The organism is Chlorogloeopsis sp. ULAP01, from assembly GCF_030381805.1.
Taxonomy (GTDB): domain Bacteria; phylum Cyanobacteriota; class Cyanobacteriia; order Cyanobacteriales; family Nostocaceae; genus Chlorogloeopsis.
In genome coordinates, this window is the sequence record NZ_JAUDRH010000015.1 from 15,486 (window position 1) to 39,659 (window position 24,174).

A 24,174-nucleotide genomic window follows, 5' to 3' on the forward strand; every position below is an offset into this window, starting at 1 on the left:
TCAACTCAAGCCAACCTCTTGATTAAACAGTCTGCAATACGTTGTGCTGCACCTGGTTTTCCCATCCGTCGCAGCCCATTTTCGGCAATACAGTGCAGTTGATCTGGATTGGCAAAAAGCGATCGCACGACTTGTGCAACTTCTTGTGGTTGCTCTACCAGTATCACACTTGCTCCCAAAAGGCGACTTTGGGCTTCCGCAAAGGCAAAGGTAAATTGTGGGCCGTTGCCAGGAATGGTAATTGCTGGCTTTCCTAAACCTACAAACTGTTCTGTAGCCGTACCTGCCATCGCGATCGCTATATCTGCTAAATGTAGGCAATCGTTGTAAGCACTTTGTGTCAAAATAAGGTGGGTATTTTTTTGCTTAAATATCGCAGCATTAGAATCAAGAATTTGAACTGGAGATTCTGAGCAAGGACAAAAGCCGTAAGATTGGAGAATTTGGCGCATACTTTCAAAGTGTAAACTGGGTGCGATCGCACCTAAAAACACCAAATTTTTAGAAGCACGCACTTGAAAATTTCGTTCTTGAGAAAGTTCTATCAATGCGGATACAGCAATCAAAATTTTCTGCCAGTTAGCATACGCTTCTGGAGGACGGGAACCAGGTAAGAGAGTTACAATTAATGGCCTAGCTAATTCTTGCTTTTCAATCTCAGCACCATAAAATCTGGCAGTAGGAAAAGACGGTTCTAAACTATCCATCATTGGATTGCCTAAATCAAAAGCGGGAATAGACCACTTTTTTAAGATTTGTGTAGTTAATGAATCTCTAGGAAACACAGCCCTACAACGTCGGCGACTCATGAACCAACGTTCCCAAGGATGATAAATAGAACCGGAAAAATTTTCTAACCACGCAGTTTTCTTATTGCGTTTTAGTAAACCAATTTCATCCCGCACATGATATTCTGATTTTGCCGTGCCAACAAAAGCATAGTTAGCACCGCTAATCCAAGCCAGCGATAACGGTACAATATCTCCAACAGCTAAAATAGCGCTTTGGTGTCCTAACTTTTTTTGAGAATTTACCCAATCACGTATAGCTTGAATTTGATGAAAAGTTAGTTGCACTAAACCTCCCCTGATATCACGCATCAATTGACGTTTATCCATGTAAATAAAACCGCCAGAAGGCATGGTACGTACTAAACCAATCAGAGGAATATCTAATTTTTGGTAAGCGTATCCTTCACCAACTAAAGGCAAGGCAGATAAAACGGGCGGATTTTGTAGCTGCTGAAGTTGATGTAAAATACGGACTGCGATCGCATCCTCCCCATGGCCATTGCTTAAAGCCAATAATCGCAATCGAGAAGTTGTGCCTTGAGTTTGAGATGTTAAGGGGAAGGATGACGCATTACTCATAAGAAACAAAAATTTAATATCTGCTGTCTTTTGGGGCAAGAGGAAAGAACTTGGGAGTTAGTACCATCCCTATTACCTCACCTCAGTACATAAACATAGTACAGACTAACCGCCAGTAAATTAGATTAGTATTTATGCGAAATTATTATGATAATATTTTTACTTGTAATACAGGAGTAATATAAAATACAGGTTATAAATAGCAAGTGTTGATGAGGTGCGGCGGTAAAAAATTAAATGTTCTGTGTGATACTAACATTTTTAGAAATGACTGATCGCATTTTACTTATCAATCAGCTTTTGCAATTGAGATTTTAAATTTTAGATTTCGTATTATGAGGTTAATTGTTTACCCTAATCTAAAATCTAGAAATGGATAGCCCAAACCCATATTAAAAATACCAATCTAAAACACTATGCTAGCTGGTACAACATTGCAGGGTGGGAAATATACCTTAAACCAAGAAATTGGTAGAGGAGGCTTTGGTATTACCTTCAAAGCCACTCATCACTACTTAAATCAGGCAGTGGTGATTAAAACCCTCAACGAAAAGCTCCGGCAACATCCTGATTTTGCAAAATTTGAGCGCCAATTTCAGGACGAAGCCCGACGTTTAGCAACATGTATCCACCCCAATATTGTCCGGGTTAGTGACTTCTTTATCGAAGCTGGGCTGCCTTACATGGTGATGGAATACATTCCTGGCGAAACCTTAGGAGAGGCATATGTTCTGCCAGTAATACCGCTACCTGAAGCGACAGCAATTCATTACATCCGTCAGATCGGAGCAGCATTGCAAGTAGTGCATCACAACGGTTTATTGCACCGGGATGTAAAACCAGATAATATTATCCTTCGCCAAGGAACTCAGGAGGTTGTGCTGATTGATTTTGGCATAGCCAGGGAATTTAACAGTGGTGTCAGACAAACTCATACTGGGATAGTTTCTGAGGGCTATTCTCCAATTGAACAGTATCTATCTCAAGCACCGCGATCGCCTGCAACCGATGTTTATGGTTTAGCAGCAACATTATATTCCCTGTTAACAGGACTAGTTCCGATGTCGGCACTACTGCGCGATCGCGAACAGATGCCCACTCCCCGTGAACTACAACCCCACCTAAGCGCTGCTGTTAATCAAGCGGTGATGCGCGGCATGGCGATTGAAGCGAAATTTCGTCCCCAGACAGTAGAAGATTGGCTAAAGCTGCTACCTGGAGATGGAAAAATCCCTTTACCGCAAACAGCAGTAACTCAAACGGTACCAACAATTAATTTATCTGTGCAGCAACACGAAGAAAATTTATCGAAAAGGGCTGCAATAAAAAACCAGGTTTCAGTACCTCCAGTAAATCGGAATCGAATTGCCAATCAACTGCGGCGATCGCCAAAAATATTTGTTGGTACTGGTGTAGCTGTTGTTGCTGCAACAGTTGGTTTTGGCATTACTAATATGTTATTTAAACCTCAACCGCCATCTCCAAAGCCGGTTTTTGAACAGCCTCTTATAGAATTGCAAACCACTACACCCTCGCCTGCTAATTCTGCCCAGTCAAAAGTAGAATCTACACCTGTTTCTAGCTCTCCCCGGCGTAGACGCAGTCGGAGTGTAAATTCAGAATCAAATCAAAATAATTCAGAAGAATCAGCCAAAACCACCCCGGTAGCGACAGAAACTCAACGCCTCAAATTACAAGGAACGACACCTGCTGCGTCTAACACTTCATCACCATCGCTTTTGGAAAAACTGCGCACAATTCGAGACACTCGTCAAACTCCTACCTCCGTATCCCCAGAAAATAAGTCACCATCTTCTGGTAAATTCTTTCCTTCACAATCACCAGCAAAAAGATCCAATTCAGTTGTTGTACCAACAGTGCCAGAAACCAGGGAGTTTAGACAGTCAAATCCTCCTGCGATAGAAGTTCCAACCCAGGAACTCCAACAAAATTCAAACACTGATAGTCAAATTTTTCAACGTAGTAAGGAAAATAAAGAAGATACAAATACACAAAAGTCACTATCTGAGACTGACTGAAGTACTGACAAATCGCAGGTGCTCAGATCCTCGACTTTTTTAAAAGTCGGGGATCTATAACCTCGCTGTTCCCTTGCCTCCACCCATAACTTTGTATTTTGCTAACCACTTAACTTTGATAAAGAGCAAGAGCATTCTCACGCAAAATTGCAACCGCAATCTCATCCGCTTCATTTGCAGTTAAATCGGAATCCCGAATTGCTTCCTCTAACACTTCTGCCAGAACTTGACGCCCCCACTTTGCTGCTAAATAATACAATTCTGGAATTGAATGGGCATCAGATGAATACATAACTTTACTGGTAGGGGCTAACTCCAATAATTGTCTGACTGCTACACGCATTCCCGATACGCTTAAAAAAGGTACTGCTAAACCAAAATCTAAGTAGACTTGAGGATAAACAGAAGCCAAATATCCAGCTTCCCGCATATATGGATAAGAAGCATGAAGTAGAATAATCGGAACATCCCGATACTGGGGTGACTCTAACAAAGAACGCAAGTAAAGAGGATTTGCTAATCGTAAATCTAAATCAGGATCGCCGTAGCCAGTGTGGAATTGCACTGGTAGGTGATATTTAGCAGCAATTGATAGCGCTTGTTGCAGCAGAAAATCAATTAAGTATTTGTTAGCAAGACGTAATCGTTGATACTCTAATTTTTGTTTGAAATCGTAAAAATTACAAGCTGCTGCTGCTAAAGAAACAGGTTGAATATCCAAACCAGTGCGGTAGCAAGCAATGCTCTTGAAACCTATAACTCCAGCAGGTGGTGGATCGATTTCGCTCTTGAATTTTTCTAGAAATGTCTTAAAGTCATCGCTTTTGGCAATCAGTTCTTCTGCCAATGCTTCAAGTCGCAAAATTCTTTTAACAGGAACAAATTGTTCATGCCATGACAGTGATTGGATAGAGCCTGGTTGCAATCCATCATCCAAAAAAATTGCTTCTAAATTTGCAGCATTAAAATAAAGTTTTGTTAACTTCTCTAGCCCCAAGCTTTTCCTACGCGCTAGGATTGCTTCCTCTTGTGGTTCACAGTTAAGTAAGACTGCAATTTCTCGTAGGCTACGTCTATAAAAAAAGGTATTGCGGGCATGGGAGTTAACAATCTCTGGAGCATAGCCTTCGGTAAACGCGGCAGCATAAGGATAACTGTCAGCAATTTCTGGTTGTAACAAGTTATGGGCGTGTTGGTCAATAATGGGAATATCAAACAGATTCATCTAAAATCCTCGCTGTCGATACCCGCCATAATTGCATTAGCAATTTAGCAGTAGGTTATTTACGAGTTAATATTTATAACCACAGCTATACAGTAAATATAAACTTGTTACTTTGTCTGTCTACCGCAAAGAGGATTATTCAGATTTTGTTGTTTCTACAGCAGCTTCCCAAAAACTAGCCTGCAAAGGCAGGCTAGTCAAGCTCTCCTTCATAAACAGAAGTGCGATCGCATAATCAATAAAAAGGGATATTTATTTCATATCAAGTCTGGCTAATCGCCGAGCGCTAAAATCTTTCCCTTACAGCATCAACGATAAGTCTTTCAACGCACACGATATTAATCCCTTTTCTCACAATCACCTTGATTTGTTGTAGTTACAATCAGAACAGTCGAAAAATAAACGGATAACGAACAGGTTCATTGGGTTGGCTAAAACAACGCAACAAAGCCCAAATTGTCAATCCCCAATGCAGTAAAAAGCCAAGAGCAACAACGGGGAAAAACAATATTCCGCCAATACCGAAGGTAAGCCAAGATAGAATCCCAATCGGAACTCCAATTAAGGTTGCCCAGAACCAAACATTGAAGTGAAAATTAATTGATTCTTTGGCATTGCTTTTAACAACTGGATCTTCGGAAATTAAGTTAACGGCAATTGGAATCCCAATCGACAACAATGCTGTGCTCAAGAAAATCGCCCCATGACACAGAGATGATAGCAATTTGCGCTTGTCAGAATCGTATGTGACTTGCATCCTGGTGGCTCCTCAATTCGCCTTTTAGCTTTGATTTTAGCGATCGCCTAACTAGGTTTAATATTGCAGGTTACCGTACTCAGCAATTTTTCAGGCTTTTCCTTGAGACAGATTAGCTTTGAGTGTTACTCATTAACTATGACTTAGGAGGTTTACCGAACTCTTGGCACCAAAACTTTCACAAGGAGGATTAGGCTTTGCTGACACTTGTGAAAGTTTGTAGTCAGGGCTTTAGCCCTTGAAATTGAGCGATAAATTACTGCTATTGGTTTATAAAATTAATTTGAGCATTAAGATTCACTCATACACCCTAAAATGGCAGGGATTACTCATCACAAGTTCCTCACATTATTTTTCTACACTAAAGCTATAACTAAACAGTGGATGAGTTGCTGCTTATGTATTGTGAAATTGTGAAAGCAGATGTGAATATTTATCATCCATTTTAAATAGGAAAAAGAAAAGGATGCATATGCAAACTGCAACCTTACTAGACCAAAGCAAAGAAATTTTTAGTCGCTGATCAGAACAAATTAAAAAGAATATAAGTTCATATCCATAAATGAATCGGCCAATTTATTTCCTTTGGGCAATCACCTGACATAAACAAAATTTAATGCGATAATAGCGCAGATTTTTGAGTGATGATGAGGGAATCTAGCCTCCTATTCAGATAAGTGAATTGAAGATGAAAGAATCTGGGAGGTATACAATGTTGACTAACGATTTGACCAATGAACAAGCTCAAGCGGTTGATACTGAAAAGATACGAGATCCAGAAGAAATCGTTTTCGATCTCTACAGAGCTTATGAACCATTAATCGATCCACATCTTTGGCCTTGGGAGACTAAACGTTGGCATGAATTAGTATTTTGTTTATTAACTACAATCGCAGAGCCAGAGATTTCACCTGAAACAACCAGAGAAGTTACCAGAGCGTTATCTGAGTGGCGTTTGTTAGAGGTTGACGTTCTTGCTGGCTTGAATCCAGCAAAGAACGAGCAGGATGCTTCAAATCCTGTCCTGGTAACTATAATGGCAATCTTACAACAGTCAGGCTTTGATGCTGATCAAGCTAGGATAGCGGTGACTGTTATTTGTGAAGCAGCCTCTGGGTTGAAGCAGAAGTATGAGGGCAAAGTACAGAAGTATTTTCGCAAATACGGTGCGCTCATGTTGGATGAATTAGCGCAGAATTTCTCGTTTACTGGACTCAACAATGAGGATGCAAAAAAAGCTGTTTCAATCTGGTTGCAGAACACGCTGAATATGCCTGTTCCAGCGTCAAATCCTATGGCTGATAAGGTATGTGAAAAGCTTGGCGTGGAATATAAAACTCTTGTGGAGGTGGCTGACAAGCTCAATATCAATGTTGCTTCCCTTGACGAGGCGTTGCGAGCTTATTGGGAGGATGAGCTTGAGGAGGAAGATTTTCTACCTGCTGAAGAAGAGTAGTAAAAATGGTTGCTTACCAATATTTTACAAGATATAGACAAGGAAAAATGCTTCTGAGGTACTAGGGAGGAAACATATGAACAACTTCCAAAGACGACTATCAAAGGAATCTAGAGGATATGTCAAAACTGCATTAACTACGGTGGTTGAGACATCTGTCGGGAAAGGGTTCACAGGTAAGGGAGCAAGCTGGCTTGCGAAACAGGCTGCTGGAAAGACTGTGGGTAAAATTGTAAGTGGGCCTATTGGAATTTTATTAGAAGCCTTCTGGCCAAGTAATACTATTGTCTCAGGTGCTGAAGAGATGCGTATGCTCCGAGAGTACCGTATGCGTATGCTCCAGACTTCACCTCCGTGGGAAAAGTTGCCTCAATCTATCCTTGCATTCCCTAGAACTTCGGAGCCAACAACAATAAGACGGACTTTTACTTCAGTTAAACCTGATTTTCCAGATCGTCTGAATTCATGGAACCATACGAACTATCGAGTGGATAGCGGTGACACACTGTGGAAACTCGCTCCGAAATTTGGCTACAATAAACCCCATGAATTTGTGCAAGACTTCCAGAAGCTTAATCGAGGTGTAGATCCCAATCGTATTTTTGCTGATAAAACTTACAAGATGCCTTTAAGACAGCAATTAGCCATTGAAGGATTAACTGGCACTGCTAAAAAACCTTTTGTGTCAGATTATCTTGGATCGCCAACAAGCATTAGTTTCCGAGTGAATCGTGGTGATACGCTTTGGAAACTAGCTCCTCAGTTTGGATATCAAGATCGAAGCCGATTTGTGAAAGACTTTCAGAAATTAAACCCAGGTGTAGATCCAAATCGAATTTATACAGGTAAAAACTACATTATGCCAAATCAAGTGAACTTGGGAGCTTTCAGGTTTACATAGTTTAGGGAAGTTGACTTCTGCTCTTCATTACTTTTAGATCTGAACCAGAAGAAGATAATAGATAAACCAATAAAGATAGATAGACTTACTGCTTAGTAGTCGTAGGGCAGAGGCTTCTTCCAAAGGAACTTTAGTATGAAAAGTCCTAAAGTCTATTTTACTAAAAAAAAACTTATAGCTCTTGGTTGCATGGCTGTTATTAGCATGATTGCTATTGGTGGATGTTCTCAGGGGAATGGATCATTTGATCAGCCTACACCACCTATTTCAACTGATCCATCACGTGAAGACGTGATCCAGGCAGTTCGCAACTCTGTAAGAGGTAAAACTTACACAGTGGAAGTTCCAGAGCAAAAATCTGTACAACGCACTTGTAGTCCGATTGATGTTAATAATGATATTCACGCACCGAGAAACCCAGAGCTTGCGAGGTGTCCACGTGTTGGTGCAACTGTTCAGACGTGGAAGACTGTCTATGTATCTAAGACTCAGACTTGTGAAGAACCACCAGGTGCTGAGTTTGGCTGGTTAGTTAATGACATTGGAGATGATACTTGGCGAGTCTCTCAAGCTGGAAGTGTTTGGATTGTGAAGAAACTTGAAGGAGCTAGTGCAGGTGTTAAAGATGTAATAAGGGTGTCAGGTTTTACGTTTACAATCGAGCCTCAGCAGGATTGTTAGTTTATTTCACTTTTTGAGTGATTCATATTCAACCCCTCTCAACCTCCCTTTAGTAAGGGGAGGTGCCGTAGGCGGTGGGGTACATCCATATCAGCCTTTTCGTGAAATAGTATTAGTTTATTTCTATAACGAAAAATACTTTAGCTACAAGAAAATCTCTTCATCAGTCGTTGTTGTGCCGGAAGGCAGATTATGGCAAGCTTTAGCATTTCTGGAAACATTTTAGACGTTCTCCACAAAACCATATTTCCGGGAACAGTCTTGATCAACAACGGATACATTCAAGCGATCGCCCACGAAAATGGGCAATACTACGAGCAATATATCCTCCCTGGTTTTATTGATGCCCACGTTCATATCGAAAGTTCTATGCTCGTACCAACTGAGTTCGCTCGTCTGGCAATGGTACATGGTACGGTAGCAGCAGTTTCCGATCCCCACGAAATTGCCAATGTTCTTGGGTTAGCAGGTATTCGTTTTATGCTTGCCAATGCTGCCCAAACACCATTTACGATTATTTTTGGTGCGCCTTCCTGCGTTCCTGCAACTGGGTTTGAAACAGCAGGAGCAGAATTGACAGCCAAAGAAATTCGCGAACTATTTGAGCAGGATGGCATCTGTTACCTCAGCGAAGTGATGAACGTTCCCGGCGTTTTAAATCGCACAACTGAGGTGATGGAAAAAATCCGTATTGCCCAAGAATTTGGACATCCGGTTGATGGACATGCACCGGGATTGCGTGGTGAGGCAGCACGCAACTATGCTAATGCTAAAATTACTACCGACCACGAATGCTGCACATTACCAGAAGCCTTGGATAAACTTGCATTTGGAATGAAAATTATCATTCGTGAGGGTTCAGCAGCTAAAAATTTTGATACACTACACAGCTTGATTGATTCTCACCCAGATCAATGTATGTTTTGTAGTGATGACAAGCATCCTGATGATTTAGTCAAAGGACATATCAATGAATTGGTGCGGCGTGCTGTGGCATTAGATCATGATGTCATGAGTGTACTGCAAATTGCCTGTGTTAATCCTGTCTGGCACTACAAAATGAATGTGGGATTGCTGCAAGTTGGTGATCCTGCCGATTTTATTGTGGTAAAAAACTTACAAGATTTTACTGTACTGTCTACCTATTGCAAAGGGATTTTAGCAGCAAAAGCGGGACAAGCTATGCTGGCATCTATGCCTGTTACACCGATAAATCACTTTCTCGCAACCCCCAAACAAGTGGCAGATTTTCGCATTCCCGAAGATGGCTCAACTGTGCGCGTTATGACAGCAGTTGACGGACAGTTAATCACAACTGAAAAGCATCTACCTGCCCATATTCAAAATGGCGAAGTGACTAAAGATATAGAACATGATGTTCTCAAAATCACCGTTGTCAACCGTTACCAAAATACTTCACCAGTCGTAGGATTAATTCAGAATTTTGGACTAAAACGGGGAGCGATCGCTTCTAGTGTTGCTCATGATTCCCATAATATCGTGGCTGTTGGTACAACTGACGAGGAACTCTGCGCGGCGGTGAATGCGGTGATTGATGCTAAAGGAGGTATTGCTGTAGCACAAAGCAATACTATCCAAGTGCTGACTTTACCTGTGGCTGGGCTAATGAGTGATGCCGACGGCTACTTAGTTGCAAAACAGTATGCTCAAATGGATGCTTGGGCAAAACGTCTCGGTTCTCAACTCTTAGCACCTTTTATGACGCTTTCGTTCATGGCGCTGCTGGTGATTCCCGATTTAAAGTTGAGCGATCGCGGGTTGTTTAGTGGCAAAGATTTCCAATTTGTTTCTCTGTGGATTAATTGAGACACAAGTACAATCGCCGATTCCAGCAAATCACAGTTTTAACTAATTCTGCCTTCAACTTATATACCTATTAAAATTAGCAACAGAGATAACATAAAGTAAGACAAAGTCACACAACTCTCTCACTTTATATTACTTAACACAGGCGGTAAAAATGGGTCGTTTAAATCCCTTGTCCCTACAAATGCAGATTACTCGTATGTTTGAGCAGGGGCAAAGTTTTTTTGCCACAACTAAAGTACAAGAATGGTTGAAAGAAAGAGGTCATAATCCAATGGATTATGATATTGTTTTTCATCAAAAACCTGCGCCTCCTGGTTCTAAAGAAGTAATGGTAGTGGAAATCGAATTGCGGCGTAAAGATGGACAACCCGTAGATTCCTGGTTGCAAGAACAAGCAAATTTACAAGCCTAAAATCTTGAATTTTTAAATGACATGGCAGCCAATATTAATGAATCAGCCACTTATGAAGGTGGGTGTCACTGTGGTGCGGTGCGCTTTCGAGTAGTAGTCGATAAACACAAAGCCGATGATTGCAACTGCTCAATCTGTAGAAAAAAGGGCTTTTTACATTTAATTGTGCCGCAAGCTAAATTTACTTTATTAAAAGGCGAAGATGTATTGACAAATTATACTTTTAATACAGGAGTTGCCCAACACAAATTTTGCTGTATCTGTGGAATTCACTCTTTTTATATTCCCCGCAGTCATCCCGACTGTATTGATGTCAATATTCGTTGTTTAGATGGCGATGTAGTGTCTAACTTTGAAATTGTGCCTTTTGATGGAGCAAATTGGGAAGAGAATATACATAAATTACGGTGAATTAAGAAGGTAAAAAATGCACAAAATATAGAGGTAGTAATATGTGTGCTAACTGTGGAAAGCGTTTGTTTGCCTGGATCATGGCTCAAGGTAGCGGCACTTATAACAAATTTGTTGGAGAAAAAAAGCAATCTTTATTTGCTAATCTTCACGGTAAAGTTTTAGAGATAGGGCCAGGAACTGGGGCTAATCTACCTTATTTTCCTAAGAGTATAAATTGGGTAGGAATTGAGCCAAATCCCTATATGCACAACTATTTAAAACAAGAAGCATACAAGCTAGGTTTAGATAATATTGACCTTCGTACAGGAACTGCTGAAAGTATAGAAGCTGGAGACAATAGCATAGATGCTGTTGTTAGTACCCTAGTTTTATGTTCAGTACCAAATTTAGCTGAAACCCTACAAGAAATTTTACGAGTTCTCAAGCCGGGTGGACAATTCTTATTTATTGAACACGTCGCCGCTCCTCAAGGAACTTTGCTGCAAAAAGTACAAACAACAGTGCGCCCTGTTTGGAAAATTATTGGTGATGGTTGTCATCCTGATCGCGAAACTTGGTTAGGATTAGAAAAGGCTGGTTTTACTAGTCTTAATTATGAACATTTTCAAGCACCAATGCCAATTGTTAGCCCTCACATTATCGGAGTCGGGACAAAATAACAACAGTTCAAATCAATCCGTAATCTTTGACGCACAACAGATTGTAATTTGACGATGCTATTTAATTTATTGATGCGATCGCTTAAATATTAGTAGAACTTAAACCAGACTAAAGTCAGACAAACTTTGAGTAGAACTCTTAATTAAAAGCTTTGATAAAAAAACTCATTTTTTAACTCTGTATAGCCAGTTTATAAAAGTCTGTTGAAAGCATAAATATTCTGTTATCTCTAACAATATCTAAGGAGAGTTTAGCAGTGATAAAAGTAGAAGAAATTCACTCTATCATTAAACAAGCAGCCAAAGCTTGGATGACAGGAAATGCTGATGCTTTTGCTCAGTTATTTGCACCAGATGGAAAGTTTATTGTTCCTGGTTATAGTTATGTAGGACAAACTGCTATTCAACAAGTAACGGCTGAATTTGCTGCAACTCATTCAGACGTAAAAATTGAGATTCAACAAATTCTTACTGATGGTAATCATGCAGCTGTTGAGTGGACTTGGGAAGATACAAATATAGAAACAGGCAAGCAGCAAAAAGCCGAAGATGCCATTATAGTTGATTTCAACGATGGATTAATTACTCGTTGGCGAGAATATATAGACTCTATCTAAAACACCCTCTAATTCTGAATCTTAAAAACACCTGAAATTGAAATTCCCGGCTTACAGAATCAAGTCTATTCTAACGCACTGAAAACCTACCTATTTTGAGAGAGCCAGAAGCTCTAGTTCTTGTTACCAGGTTAAAGCTAGTAACGAGGGTTTTGAGTCTTTACCTCCAGGCTGTTGGAATTGATGCAAAAGATGAAACTCCATAATTAGCTAAAACAATTTCTATGATTTTTCAATGTTTCAAGAGAAATCGTAACTAAATCGGATGTTGTCTTTCTCTATACCAGCAACTACAACTTGAAGTCCACCCATACGAATCATCCATTCAAGACGATGATCGCGGTACTCACGTTTGAATAGTCCCTGCTCAACGAGGTGCGAAAATTGCTCCAATCCAGTAATGGAGTCTTTTGCTTCCTGTAACGTTTGAGCTACACTTGGACGCACACTGACGCGCTTGAACCAATTGGCAAGTGGTGAGTTTGCTTCTGGTGCAATGTCAAATGCGATCGCTGACAAATTAATGTGGGGAACAACACACAAATCGCTCCAGCCAAAATGATCGCCATTGAACCATTCGCGATCACCTAGCTGCTTTGTTAGCCATTGGCGACACTTTGCTGCTTGCTCTTTGGCATTGCCAACGATGGTTTCGGCAAGTTCACCCTTCGCTCTACCGAAGAAGTTGATTTCACCCAATCCCCAGTTAATAGGCTCGTAGTAGGTATCCATGACATCTTCAATCATGCGGATACGAGCTCGCTCTGCCGGATTGCTTGGCAATAGTGGCGGCTCATTCCATTTGTCTTCGATGTACTCAAGGATGATTGTAGAGTCGAATATTTTAATGTCACCGTCAGTAAGGGCTGGCATTTCTGCACGAGGATTCGCTTGGAGGAACTCGCTGCCTCCAAATCCGCCTCTACTGAACTCAGGTGTCTTGAGTTCAAACTCAATCCCCTTTTCGCGTAAGGCGATTTTGGTTTTTTGTGCATATGGTGATAGCGGGTGTTGGTAGAGGACGATCATTAGTCAGGTTCTCCCTGCTAGCTGGAAAAAGGCAGTGGCAGAAGGTAACTCAATATCTTGCCTAGAAAATTTCAGAGATTTCTGTAGAAAAAACAGATACAATAGCAATTTCTGTCTAGGATACCCATCAATTAGGTTACAGCAGATAAGTAGAACGACTTGAGAAAACCAAACTATGTGAAGTAATGTAAAAATTTTGGCATCCAGTTCTTAGTAAGGACTTCAGTCCTTGTTGGAGGACTAAACTCCACCCTACGGGAAGCCGCTTTTAAGAGCGTCTAAACTACAAACCTTTATTTATTTACCTTGTTCTACTTAGGATACAGGAAACAGATGAGTTAATTTTCCTATTTCTGTAACCTGTATCCAGTTACCTACTTTACCTAAGTAAACTTTTGGCTGAGAGGAATTACTTATGCTGCTTCTTTCATTTCGGCTTTCACAGTAGCATACGCCCAATCCAACCACGGTAACAAAGCTTCAATATCTGCGGTTTCGACTGTCGCACCACCCCAAATTCTGATTCCAGGAGGTGCTGCCCGATAAGCAGCAATATCATAAGCTACTTCTTGCTTTTCCAGGAGTTTAGCTAGTTTTTTTGCACATTGTCCCTGCTGTTCTGGGCTTAACTCAGTAAACCAAGCATCAACAATCTTAAGACAAATTGAGGTACAAGAACGAATTTCTGGCTTTTGGGCTAAAAAGTCTGCCCAGGTACTTTGCTCCACCCATTTAGCAATAGCTGCGAGGTTGGCTTGGCTGCGGCTAATTAAACCAGGAAGTCCGCCAATACTTTCTGCCCATTTTAGCCCATCTAATGCATCTTCTACGCACAACATTGATGGGGTATTGATAGTATCTCCCTGAAAAATCCCTTCAATCAATTTGCCTTTTTGTGCCATGCGAAATAACTTGGGCAGGGGGCGCGGTGGTTTGTAAGTTTCTAATCGTTCCACGGCACGAGGGGAAAGGACTATTACGCCATGTTGGGCTTCTCCGCCCAAGACTTTTTGCCAAGAATATGTGACTACATCTAACTTATCCCAGGGTATATCCATTGCGAAAACAGCTGATGTGGCATCGCAGATAGTTAAACCAGTGCGATCGCTGGCAATCCAATCGCCATTCGGTACGCGAACGCCGGAAGTAGTTCCATTCCACAAAAATACTACGTCGTGGCTAAAATCCACTTGCTCTAAATCTGGCAAACTCCCGTAAGCTGCTTTCAGGATGCGAGTATCGGGTAACTGAAGTTCATCCACTACATCTTTTACCCATTCCTGACCAAAGCTTTCCCATGCCAAAATATCTAGGGGCAGTTTTCCCAGCATTGACCACAGGGCCATTTCCACTGCACCTGTATCAGAAGCAGGAACGATACCCAGGCGATAATCTGCGGGTACACCCAAAATTTTCTTAGATAGCTCAATTACTTCTTTGAGCTTGGCTTTCCCGCCTTCGGAACGGTGAGAGCGCCCGACAAAAGCATCTTGCAAAGCAGAAACAGTCCAGCCAGGACGTTTGGCACATGGGCCTGATGAAAAATGCGGACGGTGAGGTTTGGTGGTTGGAGGAGTAAGAGTTGCTGACATAGGTTGAAGTTGCAAAATCACAAATGGGGGACAAGAAACCCGGTTCCTATCAGAAACCGGGTCTTTATATATTCAATAAAAAATTAGAAACGAATGGAACGATCATGCCAGATTAATACACGTTTGTTCAAAAGAATATAAGCAAAATTTGAGGTTGAAGGCTCACAAGTATGCAGCGATCGCATAATTCATATTTTTATTGAGCAAGGTTAAATTAGCAAACTAGTCAAATTCAAGCTAGCTTAAAAGAAAGTCAGTAAAATTTACAAAATAACTAGAAATTTTATCTTGACAAAGTCATGTCTTTATTTATAGAGACAATAAGATAAATCTATTAAATCATGAACCAGGTAGATTATCTCCGGATTAGTTTAATTGATCGCTGTAATTTCCGTTGTCAATACTGTATGCCAGAGGGGGAAGAACTAGATTATATTCTCAAGCAAAATTTATTGACTGATGAGGAAATGCTCACCCTCATTCAAGAGGTGTTTATTCCTGTTGGATTTACCCGGTTTAGGCTAACTGGAGGGGAACCGCTTTTACGTCCGCGTGTGGTGGAGTTGGTGAGGGCGATCGCTTCTTTTCCCCAAACCCAAGATGTCTCAATGACGACTAACGGCTTTTTACTCGCCCCGATGGCACAAAGCCTTTATGATGCTGGTTTACGGCGCATTAATATCAGCTTGGATTCTCTTGAGCCTGACATTTTTGACCAAATTATTGGCAATCGCGGGCGATCGCGCTGGCAAGATGTATGGAATGGAATTCAAGCAGCTTATCGTGTGGGCTTCGATCCGCTAAAACTCAATGTAGTTGTGATCCCCAATGTCAACGACCACGAAGTTTTAGATCTTGCAGCTTTAACCATTGATAAACAATGGCACGTCCGATTTATTGAATTTATGCCAATTGGTAATGCTCAATTATTTGGCGATCACGGTTGGATATCTTCGGAAGAGTTACGGCAAAGCATCCGCGAACGTTGGGGCTTGACAGAAAGCCAAGTACGTGGTAGTGGGCCTGCTGATGTATTTCAGATTCCCGGAGCGAAGGGAACACTAGGATTTATCAGTCAGATGTCGGAGTGTTTTTGCGATCGGTGTAACCGGATGCGCCTTTCTGCTGATGGTTGGTTGCGTCCGTGTTTATTGAATGAAACTGGGCAAATAGATTTAAAAACTGCTCTCCGCGCGGGTATAAGTACTGCCGACTTACGGGAGCAGGTGAGGGAATTATTGGCACTAAAGCCTGAAATTAATTTTAAACAGCGCTTTTCAGGTACTAAAACAGGTGCCTATACTCGTACTATGTCTCAAATTGGCGGGTAAAAGCTAATAGCTAATAGTTAATTGTTTCTATTAGCCGTTAGCCATTAATCATATAATTACGCTTGACGTGAGTAGTATTCCACCACGAGCAGTTCATTAACACTCAGCGCTACCCATTCGCGCTCAACCACGCCATTGACTTTGCCAACTAAAGTATTTTTGTCAAACTCTAGATGACTGGGCAGGTTTGCCAAACCGGGATATTGCAAGTTAGCTTCCACCAACTTCTTGGACGCTTCCTTGTCTCTAACGCCAATAACTTCTCCAGGGCGGCACTGGTAACTGGCAATATTAACAACACGACCATTAACCGTGACGTGACCGTGATTTACTAGTTGGCGGGCTGCTGGAATAGTGGGAGCCATACCCAAGCGAAAAACTGTGTTATCCAGGCGCATTTCTAGCAATTGCAGCAGCACTTGACCGGTAGAACCAGTCACACGTCTGGCTTTGCGCACGTAACGCAGTAGTTGCTTTTCTGTTAAGCCATAGTTGAGACGAAGTTTTTGCTTTTCTTCGAGACGGATAGCGTACTCAGAGCGCTTTTTACGGTTTTGTCCGTGCTGTCCGGGGGGGTAAGAGCGTCTAGCGCTTTTACGAGTTAATCCTGGCAATTCGCCCAGGCGACGTACAATTCTAAGACGTGGTCCTCTATATCGGGACATGAGTTTCCTTAATCTAATCCTGATTCAAATGTTGCCAAATTTTTCATTGTGACATTCTCTGACGAAAAGAGCCAGAGATTCTTGGTCGATTGGGCGCACTCAAACTGTATGCAGTTGCCTACACCATGTCAAAGTTGCTTTTGTCTACAACACTGGTTAGACCGTTGAGCAGAGTCAACGGTAGTTTCTGCAACGGAGGAAACCCTCTAAAGCTCTGAGGGGCGGTTTTGCCACTCAAAATTTCTAATGGGTAACTGACTGCCTCCCCAACACAGTGTCTACCAAGCGTTCACTCTTATAAACTAAGAGTCAGTTTCGACGTGCCTCGTCGTACTGTTTAAACCTCAAGTATTAGTTTTGCAGTACTTTTTGGTTTAGATTTTAGGTTGCCATTACGCATTATATCTAAGGCATAGTTAAAGTCTTCAAGATTTAAAAGCATTGGCAAGGTTAGCAACGCATTTTTGGAGTAGCGAAAACTCCAAATAGTAATTATATCAGTGATGGTATTCATCACCACTGTAATCTAGCTCAAAATTTTATGTCTTCAACTGGTCGCAGCACTCCCGGTGCTGGAGATTCGGTGCTGGGTGTTGGGAAGGATCTATTCCCCAATCCCTAGTCCCCAGTCCCCAGTCCCTTTTACAGTTTTATTGGCGGGTTGGCATACTCTAAAGCTTCTTGCCGAAATACTATTTATCTTAATAGAAGGAGCGCAAGCAAACTTTTAAGATCGGATAGCATAATCTTGGGTGACTGGAGCAGAACGGAAATGCCAGAAAGAAAAAACAGCAAGTATCCACACAAATTTATGCTCAAAGCTAAACTAGCCCCTTGGAGGGCTGTTGGCACTGTTATAACTGCACCAACGTTGACTATGCTGGGATGGGTAGCAATGGCTCTTCCCAGTATGGCTTCATACGAGTCTTACGGAAATCCTCAGGATTATCGTGTTTGTGCAGATCAACTTGTAAATGCGGGGATCGCTATAGAACCAGCTTCACAAGCTTGTGCAGCTGCTTTGCGTCCTAGAGATTTATCTTCTTGCGTAACTAGAATTGAACGACAGACGCAAATTGCTGCGGTGGATGCCCTTCCTCGTTGTCGCCAAGCACGGCGTCCTGATGATTTACGTAGATGCGTCGTTTCTATTAGTCAGAATACGAAGGAGACAGCTAACCCAGCAGTATTAGATTATTGCAGTCGCAGTTTGTTGCCAGTGCGCTTTGCTCAGTGTGTAGTGGGTTTGCGTTTAGCAAATGACTTAGATCCATCCCAGGCTTTAAATACTTGTATCGATGGTAGCGATTTCGGTGTTACTGGCTTTTTGCCATCTTTTGTCCCTGCTAACCCCACAAATACACCATTTCAACCAAGTTTTGAAACTGTACCAACTCCGGTAGAACCAAATACAGTTCCCCCGGAAAATCCAAATACAACTCCGGTAGAACCAGGTACAGTTCCACCAGAGAATTTTAATCCCAGATAGTACTAAAAATTATTACCTTCTAAAATAAGTCAGTTTCCCCAAATCCTAACAGTCATATGAAGGGTTAAAGGGGATCTGATTGGGATATTGCTCTATAAACCAGTATCTTTTTTCTCTAGAAAAAAATCTTGGCTTTGAATCCACCAGTTGGTGGACTCAAAGTACTGGTATTTACTGCTATCAATTTCCCAATATAAATATAGAGACAGCTTTTTTGTATGTGATAGTTAGTCTTCTTTTTTGCCAACAACCATCTGTAAAATTGTTGGTTCTCCTCCGTCTTTGTGATATTTATCTGCCCAAGCACGGGTAATTTCATCCAATTCTTCCATCGCTTGCTCTAGCTTTTCTGGTGGAATATCTAGTTCTTCCAAAACTCGCATGGTATTAGGTCTTTTTTCTGCCCAATCTCGCATCATACGGAAGTAGCGAGCTGTATCTTCCACTGTAATGTAAGTACGCTCTTGATCGTCAACTGGGGCATAAAAAGGACGAGTCAGAGCATAGAAGGGCATTCCCCAAGGAGAATCGATGCGAGTTACCGTACCAGAATAAAGCAGACGGCGCTTAATATGCTCCGCTAGGGCTTCACTCAAAGGCATTTGGTGTTCTTTTGGCAAGTCTTCCTGCGATCGCTTGTGCAGAAATTCTATTAGCTCTAGAAATTCAAAGGAAGTAATCAACTGAGCATCAGGCAAATTTGGCGGTAATTTTTGCTCAATTTGTCTTTTTTCTTCGCTAGTTAGACTTGTACCAGGTACGCGGGAACGTCCTGGACGCCAAGGATACTTTTCCATCCAAACATAAGGAAATTGAATGAGATAACGCGGTTCTTGAGAACCGAGCATCTTCAGCAATTTACCCTCAGTCAATGCCTGTCTAACTTCCTCGACAATGGCTTTTACCCGCTTCGGTTCTAAGTGATGCAAATGCCCTGTCATGCGCAGGTTTTGTCCCTGCTCTAGATAGGTCATATAAATAGCACACTTAGCTGCGGTTGCGGCTGCATCTAAAAATGCCCCATGCCTGTGTCCACTCGTCCGCATGGCACTAAAAGCCAGATAAAGCATGATCTGATCCATCGCACTGGGGCCGAGGCGTTTGATCAGATCTACGTCGTTACTCATATTACAGACAGCCGTTTAGCACGTTTACAGTTTTCAGTCAATAAAAATTATGTGATATACACCCGACTGAAAGCGATGTTTTACTCAGATGATCTATTATGCTTTAACAATGTGAATTATTGGTAGTCATAATAGTGATTTAATCAGTATTTTCTGGCAATTTGGCAGAATTGTCTACCTGATTCAAATTCTTCTTTTGGTAGCGTTGTAAGCAAGTTTTGCCCAAACGTCTGTGTTTGGGCAATGTGTGTAATTGGAGGCTCACAATGCTTCTGAAGAAGCAATTTTTTTGTCAGAAAATCATAGCAATTTGGTCAAGTGTGAGGATACAACAACAAGAAATTTCCCATTCCCGCTAAACTGCGAGTTGTCCACCTCTTTGCCATTAATACTTTTGGCCAATAACAGAACACAATATGTATCGCGAACTGTTTTGGATTGCCAAAATTATGGTGAAGTTTTGATTGTAAGGTGGATGATCTTGAGGGAAAGTCATAGTCCTCAAATTTAAGGTGGTGATTCAACGCAGAAGAAACCTTGAGTCTTTTATAAAGATTTTTGGTCATCTTAGCAATTTCCATTCACCCCATATGTAAAAACATTTACAAATTTGCTTTTTTGGTTAAAACTTTTTTTCTAAAGTGGCTGAAACCTCTATTCATATCTCAGCTTTGTGCAATTTTTATGTTTCTCCTCAAAGATTTTTCTGAGGATTTGAGTTTTTCTTTAGATTTCGATTAGCTAGTTGTTTGAGACGTTTTGGTATTGTTTCGGATTTTTTCGTAGCTAAAAGCGGCTACACCACAAGTGACAAACACAACTCCTAAGACTTGTACTAGTTGCAAAGATTCTTGAATAATCAACGCAGCGAAAATCGTGGTTAAAGCAGGAACTGTTGCACCTAAAAGTGCTGAACGCGAAGCTCCTACTTTGCGAATACCAACGTTATTAAACAAATAACCACACAGAGTAAATACACCTAAGATAAAAGCGCTGAGGATCAATTCGATTAAATTGTTGGATTGAAGTTGGAGGCTCCAGTTAGTCGGTAGTGTGAGTATCAAACTAACGAAGGATAGTAGGAGCATAGTAGCGAAGTTGATCAATGTAAAAGTTACTGGGTGTATTTTTGCAGCACAGATACGAGTCAGAATCACGTAGATGGCAAAAGCCACTCCTGAGGCGATCGCTATAATTCCACCAACAGTAACATCTGAACCGATACTTGTAGAGCCTCCTAAAACCAACATCTGCCCCAAGCAAATACAAGCGATCGCAATCAAGCGGGCAGAAGTAGGGCGATCGCGAAATAAAAACCACCCCAATAGCCCACCAATTGCTGGATAAATAAAGAATAAGGCGATCGCCATCCCTGTAGGCAGTTGACTAACAGCAGAATAGATTAATACTTGTGATAAAAATAAAAAGCATCCACTCAGTACGGATAAAAACAATACTTGCTTGTATTTGTTATGAGTCTTGTAGCGCTTTTTTTGTGAGGACTCGATCAAATTTTGCAAGTCTTCCCATACTTGGGAGTGTAGCATCGGAGCTAACACCAACATCATTGGTACAACTACTAGCATCCTTAGTGTTAAAATTAGCAAGATATTACCCAGTGTTGGCAGTAACAGTTGCTTGACATCAAATACTCCAAATATCTGAGTATCTGAATGAAAAATCACTTTAATAGCTATGTTATATAGCGATGAAACCACCGTAGATAAAACTAATAAGCAAACACCAATTACTGACAACGATGTTGTTGTCACTGGCATTGAGGATGTAGGTGCTGGCGCAGGTGTAACTTTTTGCTTTGGTACTGATGGCGATTGGGATGGTGTAATGGTTAGTGCAGAAGATGAAGGCGATATATTGTCGATTTTTTGCAGCTTTCTTGGTACTAGAGAACTAGCAGTGGAAGGTGTGGATGACAGACTTGTTTGTGGAGTATTAGGTTCTATGATTATGGTGTCTTGCTGCAACTTTGTCACAGCCTCAAAGCCACCTTGCTGCCCTTTTTGAAAAAATTCATTCTCAATAGCTGATTCTGCTTGGATGACAGTTGGGAGAGATTCTGTTGTGGTTTTTTCTAATTCTGTGCGTAAACGATTCACCAATTCTGCTAATATTTCTTCCCCTTGTTGTTGTTGCATTGACATCTGAGACAATTGTCGGGAAAGGCTGCTTTGATAATTCTTCAACTCATGTTGGAGAGTGTGAAAAGTGATGGTGAGACTGTCATCTAATGATCCAAGCAGTTGTCTGACTTCGTTTTCGGTTATGGAGTTATTACTGCCCTCACTACTTGGTTCAATAGCTTGGCTTGCGAAAGCTTCTAGTGAGGATTGGAGTTGCGAGGAAATATGAGTTGCTAAAACTTGAGCTAACTGACGCAATAATCCTTGCATTTCACTTGCCTGCAAACCCTGAAGCAGTTCTTCTTTTTCTTGTTGCAGACGTTTGACATCCTCGCTGAGGCGGATTTTGTCCCCTTGCAGTTGTTTGACATCTTCCCGCAAAGACTTGAGTAAAGTCCGCTGAATAATTTGCAATTCATCAGTTAAAGCCCGTAAAGCAGTATCTGCTTCTCCAAATGGATCACCTTGTATTCGTGAGTTTTCCGATCGCTTCTCAAATCGCCCCATTGGTTTTTTACCTCTGACCCTTAACAGTCAAGCAGCTTTTCATTCACTTAGTTGCCGTTTTTGCTTCTTAAATATTTCCCGTATTGTGTCAGATAAATCATTTAGTTAAAATCAACGATTACTCTAGATTGTTTTTTATGATAAAAAATATCACATTAATCCATGATTTTTATAATTTGATATATAAGAATTTCAAAGTATTATTTTTATCATGCGATTATTGAAAGATTACTCACTATTTTAATCCTTACGTCTTGAATAATCTACCAGGACTGGCTCCTATCAAAAATAGCTCTTCTTTTTATGGCAATTATAGAAAAGAGCTGCAATCACATGAATCTTGGGTAGTAATAATGTATTTTTGAATACAGTTATTTCCGATATTGGTGAAAGTATCAAGACTGATTGAAAAAAATAATGATCGGTAAGAAATACTTGCGTAACTTGCCCGTACTTTAGTAGCACAAATCCGAATTCACTAGAATTACCTTTGTACTTAGTGATTAAGATTGTCTAGCAATGCTTGGTTCAGAACGCGAGATTCTCCGCTCCGAAAGCAGTAAAACCTCTAACCCAAAGTCTTACCAATCTAAAATCCTGGCAATACTGAAGATAAGAGCGCTTAACCCGGCACTAACAGGAACTGTCACAAGCCAAGCAGCAGCAATACCTTGAAGAGTTTTCAATTGAACTGACTGAGGATTTTGTATCAATCCAATACCAACTACACCACCGACAAGAGCGTGGGAAGTGGAAACAGGTAGCCCTAGACGGGAGGCGAGTAAGATTGTGGTAGCGGTTGCAAGTTCGGCACAAAATCCACTACTCGGTTGCAGGGAAATAATACTTTCCCCAATTGTGGCAATAACTTTTTTGCCCCAGATAGCCAAGCCGGTAACGATACCAACACCGCCTAAAATTAAAATCCAGATGGGAATAGTAATGCCACTGATGGGTACGCTACCAGTAGCATTAATGTAAGCGATCGCTGCTAGAGGGGCGATCGCATTGCCAACATCGTTAGAGCCGTGGGCAAAGGCAACAAAGCAAGCACTCAAAAGTTGAAATTTTCCAAATAAACCTTCAACAGGATTTTGAAATTTGGATTGGCTTTGTGCTACTTTCCCCTTCTCTCCCTCTAGCTGCCGCCAACTGTAAAGACTTAGCCCAACTGCTGCAATTCCTCCCACAAATAATGGAATGTCATGGGCAGGTATTTTTATTCCTACTTCCCCAATCAAAAAATTGGCGATTGGTTGAGTGACAGATGGTAAAACAATAATGCCAAATATCCCTAGTAACATAACACTTAACCAGGGAATCCACTCATTTAATTGTTTTAATTGATGCGGTTGCTCTAAAATCCAGCGTTTAATTTGACTATAAAATAAAGCGGCAATTGTACCGCTGATTAATGGTGTGACAATCCAGCCGAGAGTGATGAGTGCAATCGATGACCAATCAATCGCACTGATTCCAAAAGCTACCCAACTAAATCCAGCGATCGCGCCAACGGTAGCATGAGAAGAAGAAACAGGTAAACCTCGTGAGGTAGCAATTTGCAACCATAAACCGCAACTTATCAGCACCGTCACCATGCCAATAACTAACATTTGTGGCGTATCGACAAATAAGCTGGGATTAGCAATTTCTGTTGCTAGAGTTTCCGAGACTTTATGCCCAAACAGAACTGCACCTGTAAATTCTAATACACCAGCAATTATCAATGCCTGTTTGAGAGTAACAGCTTTGGAACCTACAGATGTTCCCATTGCGTTAGCAACATCATTTGCGCCAAGGTTGAAGGCGAGGTAGAAAGCTAGTAAGGCTACTATGAGCATAGGGGCTAGAGGTTAGGGGCTAGTAAGAGGACAAGGAGTAGGGGAGACAAGGAGACAAGGGGAGAAGACGTGAGTCACAATCCTTCCCCTT

At 41.3% G+C, this 24,174-nt stretch carries 21 protein-coding genes; 12 read left to right on the forward strand and 9 right to left on the reverse strand.

What is annotated here, in order from left to right; genetic code table 11:
• Positions 1 to 5 precede the first annotated feature (5 nt).
• Positions 6 to 1,370, reverse strand: coding sequence for a lipid-A-disaccharide synthase-related protein (locus QUB80_RS26020; RefSeq protein ID WP_289792380.1), 1,365 nt, complete (start codon positions 1,368 to 1,370; stop codon positions 6 to 8).
• 416 nt (positions 1,371 to 1,786) lie between these two features.
• Between QUB80_RS26020 and QUB80_RS26025 the strand changes: the two genes are divergently transcribed.
• Positions 1,787 to 3,409 (forward strand): serine/threonine protein kinase, encoded by a 1,623-nt coding sequence (locus tag QUB80_RS26025; RefSeq protein WP_289792381.1) that lies wholly within the window; start codon positions 1,787 to 1,789, stop codon positions 3,407 to 3,409.
• Positions 3,410 to 3,518: 109 nt separating this feature from the next.
• On the opposite strand, the gene QUB80_RS26030 is transcribed toward QUB80_RS26025, so the two are convergent.
• Together QUB80_RS26030 and QUB80_RS26035 are read right to left on the reverse strand one after the other, a co-directional pair.
• Entirely contained in the window at positions 3,519 to 4,634 is a 1,116-nt protein-coding gene (locus QUB80_RS26030; RefSeq protein ID WP_289792382.1) for an amidohydrolase family protein, read from the reverse strand.
• 382 nt (positions 4,635 to 5,016) lie between these two features.
• Positions 5,017 to 5,391, reverse strand: coding sequence for a DUF4870 domain-containing protein (locus QUB80_RS26035; RefSeq protein WP_289792383.1), 375 nt, complete (start codon positions 5,389 to 5,391; stop codon positions 5,017 to 5,019).
• A 712-nt stretch (positions 5,392 to 6,103) separates the two neighbouring features.
• Between QUB80_RS26035 and QUB80_RS26040 the strand changes: the two genes are divergently transcribed.
• The 9 genes from QUB80_RS26040 to QUB80_RS26080 all read left to right on the forward strand — a co-directional run bounded on the left by QUB80_RS26040 (position 6,104) and on the right by QUB80_RS26080 (position 12,361).
• Complete coding sequence (locus QUB80_RS26040) at positions 6,104 to 6,847, forward strand: hypothetical protein (protein ID WP_289792384.1); 744 nt, start codon at positions 6,104 to 6,106, stop codon at positions 6,845 to 6,847.
• Positions 6,848 to 6,923: 76 nt separating this feature from the next.
• Positions 6,924 to 7,748 carry a LysM peptidoglycan-binding domain-containing protein gene (locus QUB80_RS26045; protein WP_289792385.1) on the forward strand — a complete coding sequence of 275 codons (825 nt, stop codon included), beginning with the start codon at positions 6,924 to 6,926 and terminating at the stop codon, positions 7,746 to 7,748.
• A 135-nt stretch (positions 7,749 to 7,883) separates the two neighbouring features.
• Positions 7,884 to 8,429 carry a hypothetical protein gene (locus tag QUB80_RS26050; RefSeq protein WP_289792386.1) on the forward strand — a complete coding sequence of 182 codons (546 nt, stop codon included), beginning with the start codon at positions 7,884 to 7,886 and terminating at the stop codon, positions 8,427 to 8,429.
• Between the two features lie 13 nt (positions 8,430 to 8,442).
• Positions 8,443 to 8,655 (forward strand): hypothetical protein, encoded by a 213-nt coding sequence (locus QUB80_RS26055; RefSeq protein WP_289792387.1) that lies wholly within the window; start codon positions 8,443 to 8,445, stop codon positions 8,653 to 8,655.
• A complete protein-coding gene (gene ade / locus QUB80_RS26060) occupies positions 8,622 to 10,256 on the forward strand; it encodes an adenine deaminase (protein WP_289792388.1) in 1,635 nt (544 codons plus the stop codon). The genes QUB80_RS26055 and ade overlap by 34 nt, the downstream gene beginning before the upstream one ends.
• A 154-nt stretch (positions 10,257 to 10,410) precedes the next feature.
• Positions 10,411 to 10,671 carry a hypothetical protein gene (locus QUB80_RS26065; RefSeq protein ID WP_289792389.1) on the forward strand — a complete coding sequence of 87 codons (261 nt, stop codon included), beginning with the start codon at positions 10,411 to 10,413 and terminating at the stop codon, positions 10,669 to 10,671.
• A 21-nt stretch (positions 10,672 to 10,692) separates the two neighbouring features.
• Positions 10,693 to 11,082: a GFA family protein gene (locus QUB80_RS26070; RefSeq protein ID WP_289792390.1), complete on the forward strand. Its 390-nt coding sequence runs from the start codon at positions 10,693 to 10,695 to the stop codon at positions 11,080 to 11,082.
• Between the two features lie 41 nt (positions 11,083 to 11,123).
• Positions 11,124 to 11,744 carry a class I SAM-dependent methyltransferase gene (locus tag QUB80_RS26075; RefSeq protein ID WP_289792391.1) on the forward strand — a complete coding sequence of 207 codons (621 nt, stop codon included), beginning with the start codon at positions 11,124 to 11,126 and terminating at the stop codon, positions 11,742 to 11,744.
• A 257-nt stretch (positions 11,745 to 12,001) separates the two neighbouring features.
• The gene (locus tag QUB80_RS26080; protein ID WP_289792392.1) at positions 12,002 to 12,361 is read left to right on the forward strand and encodes a nuclear transport factor 2 family protein; all 360 of its coding nucleotides are present in this window, start codon (positions 12,002 to 12,004) and stop codon (positions 12,359 to 12,361) included.
• 240 nt (positions 12,362 to 12,601) lie between these two features.
• Here the strand turns inward: QUB80_RS26080 and QUB80_RS26085 are convergent, their stop codons facing one another.
• The gene (locus tag QUB80_RS26085) at positions 12,602 to 13,390 is read right to left on the reverse strand and encodes a glutathione S-transferase family protein (RefSeq protein ID WP_289792393.1); all 789 of its coding nucleotides are present in this window, start codon (positions 13,388 to 13,390) and stop codon (positions 12,602 to 12,604) included.
• Between the two features lie 413 nt (positions 13,391 to 13,803).
• Positions 13,804 to 14,982: a phosphoserine transaminase gene (locus QUB80_RS26090; protein ID WP_289792394.1), complete on the reverse strand. Its 1,179-nt coding sequence runs from the start codon at positions 14,980 to 14,982 to the stop codon at positions 13,804 to 13,806.
• A 341-nt stretch (positions 14,983 to 15,323) separates the two neighbouring features.
• Here QUB80_RS26090 and moaA point away from each other — a divergent pair, with 341 nt between their 5' ends.
• A complete protein-coding gene (gene moaA / locus QUB80_RS26095; protein ID WP_289792395.1) occupies positions 15,324 to 16,313 on the forward strand; it encodes a GTP 3',8-cyclase MoaA in 990 nt (329 codons plus the stop codon).
• A 56-nt stretch (positions 16,314 to 16,369) separates the two neighbouring features.
• Here moaA and rpsD read toward each other — a convergent pair whose 3' ends face one another.
• Positions 16,370 to 16,978, reverse strand: a complete 609-nt coding sequence (rpsD, locus tag QUB80_RS26100) for a 30S ribosomal protein S4 (protein WP_289792396.1) — start codon at positions 16,976 to 16,978, stop codon at positions 16,370 to 16,372.
• 772 nt (positions 16,979 to 17,750) lie between these two features.
• Between rpsD and QUB80_RS26105 the strand changes: the two genes are divergently transcribed.
• On the forward strand, positions 17,751 to 18,467 hold the full coding sequence (locus QUB80_RS26105) for a hypothetical protein (protein ID WP_289792397.1): 717 nt from the start codon (positions 17,751 to 17,753) through the stop codon (positions 18,465 to 18,467).
• Positions 18,468 to 18,694: 227 nt separating this feature from the next.
• On the opposite strand, the gene hetR is transcribed toward QUB80_RS26105, so the two are convergent.
• The 3 genes from hetR to QUB80_RS26120 all read right to left on the reverse strand — a co-directional run bounded on the left by hetR (position 18,695) and on the right by QUB80_RS26120 (position 24,083).
• Positions 18,695 to 19,594 carry a heterocyst differentiation master regulator HetR gene (hetR, locus tag QUB80_RS26110; protein WP_289792398.1) on the reverse strand — a complete coding sequence of 300 codons (900 nt, stop codon included), beginning with the start codon at positions 19,592 to 19,594 and terminating at the stop codon, positions 18,695 to 18,697.
• A gap of 737 nt (positions 19,595 to 20,331) precedes the next feature.
• Positions 20,332 to 22,242: a DMT family transporter gene (locus QUB80_RS26115; RefSeq protein WP_289792399.1), complete on the reverse strand. Its 1,911-nt coding sequence runs from the start codon at positions 22,240 to 22,242 to the stop codon at positions 20,332 to 20,334.
• A 581-nt stretch (positions 22,243 to 22,823) separates the two neighbouring features.
• A complete protein-coding gene (locus QUB80_RS26120) occupies positions 22,824 to 24,083 on the reverse strand; it encodes an inorganic phosphate transporter (RefSeq protein WP_289792400.1) in 1,260 nt (419 codons plus the stop codon).
• Positions 24,084 to 24,174: the final 91 nt, after the last annotated feature.

Coding starts and splice junctions, on each gene's coding strand:
- QUB80_RS26115 (WP_289792399.1), bottom strand. CDS start 22,242: ATGGGGCGATTTGAGAAGCGATCGGAAAACTCACGAATACAAGGTGAT.
- QUB80_RS26090 (WP_289792394.1), bottom strand. CDS start 14,982: ATGTCAGCAACTCTTACTCCTCCAACCACCAAACCTCACCGTCCGCAT.
- QUB80_RS26070 (WP_289792390.1), top strand. CDS start 10,693: ATGGCAGCCAATATTAATGAATCAGCCACTTATGAAGGTGGGTGTCAC.
- QUB80_RS26105 (WP_289792397.1), top strand. CDS start 17,751: ATGCCAGAAAGAAAAAACAGCAAGTATCCACACAAATTTATGCTCAAA.
- QUB80_RS26035 (WP_289792383.1), bottom strand. CDS start 5,391: ATGCAAGTCACATACGATTCTGACAAGCGCAAATTGCTATCATCTCTG.
- QUB80_RS26045 (WP_289792385.1), top strand. CDS start 6,924: ATGAACAACTTCCAAAGACGACTATCAAAGGAATCTAGAGGATATGTC.
- rpsD (WP_289792396.1), bottom strand. CDS start 16,978: ATGTCCCGATATAGAGGACCACGTCTTAGAATTGTACGTCGCCTGGGC.
- QUB80_RS26025 (WP_289792381.1), top strand. CDS start 1,787: ATGCTAGCTGGTACAACATTGCAGGGTGGGAAATATACCTTAAACCAA.
- QUB80_RS26040 (WP_289792384.1), top strand. CDS start 6,104: ATGTTGACTAACGATTTGACCAATGAACAAGCTCAAGCGGTTGATACT.
- QUB80_RS26075 (WP_289792391.1), top strand. CDS start 11,124: ATGTGTGCTAACTGTGGAAAGCGTTTGTTTGCCTGGATCATGGCTCAA.
- QUB80_RS26120 (WP_289792400.1), bottom strand. CDS start 24,083: ATGCTCATAGTAGCCTTACTAGCTTTCTACCTCGCCTTCAACCTTGGC.
- hetR (WP_289792398.1), bottom strand. CDS start 19,594: ATGAGTAACGACGTAGATCTGATCAAACGCCTCGGCCCCAGTGCGATG.
- QUB80_RS26030 (WP_289792382.1), bottom strand. CDS start 4,634: ATGAATCTGTTTGATATTCCCATTATTGACCAACACGCCCATAACTTG.
- QUB80_RS26020 (WP_289792380.1), bottom strand. CDS start 1,370: ATGAGTAATGCGTCATCCTTCCCCTTAACATCTCAAACTCAAGGCACA.
- QUB80_RS26065 (WP_289792389.1), top strand. CDS start 10,411: ATGGGTCGTTTAAATCCCTTGTCCCTACAAATGCAGATTACTCGTATG.
- moaA (WP_289792395.1), top strand. CDS start 15,324: ATGAACCAGGTAGATTATCTCCGGATTAGTTTAATTGATCGCTGTAAT.
- QUB80_RS26085 (WP_289792393.1), bottom strand. CDS start 13,390: ATGATCGTCCTCTACCAACACCCGCTATCACCATATGCACAAAAAACC.
- QUB80_RS26050 (WP_289792386.1), top strand. CDS start 7,884: ATGAAAAGTCCTAAAGTCTATTTTACTAAAAAAAAACTTATAGCTCTT.
- ade (WP_289792388.1), top strand. CDS start 8,622: ATGGCAAGCTTTAGCATTTCTGGAAACATTTTAGACGTTCTCCACAAA.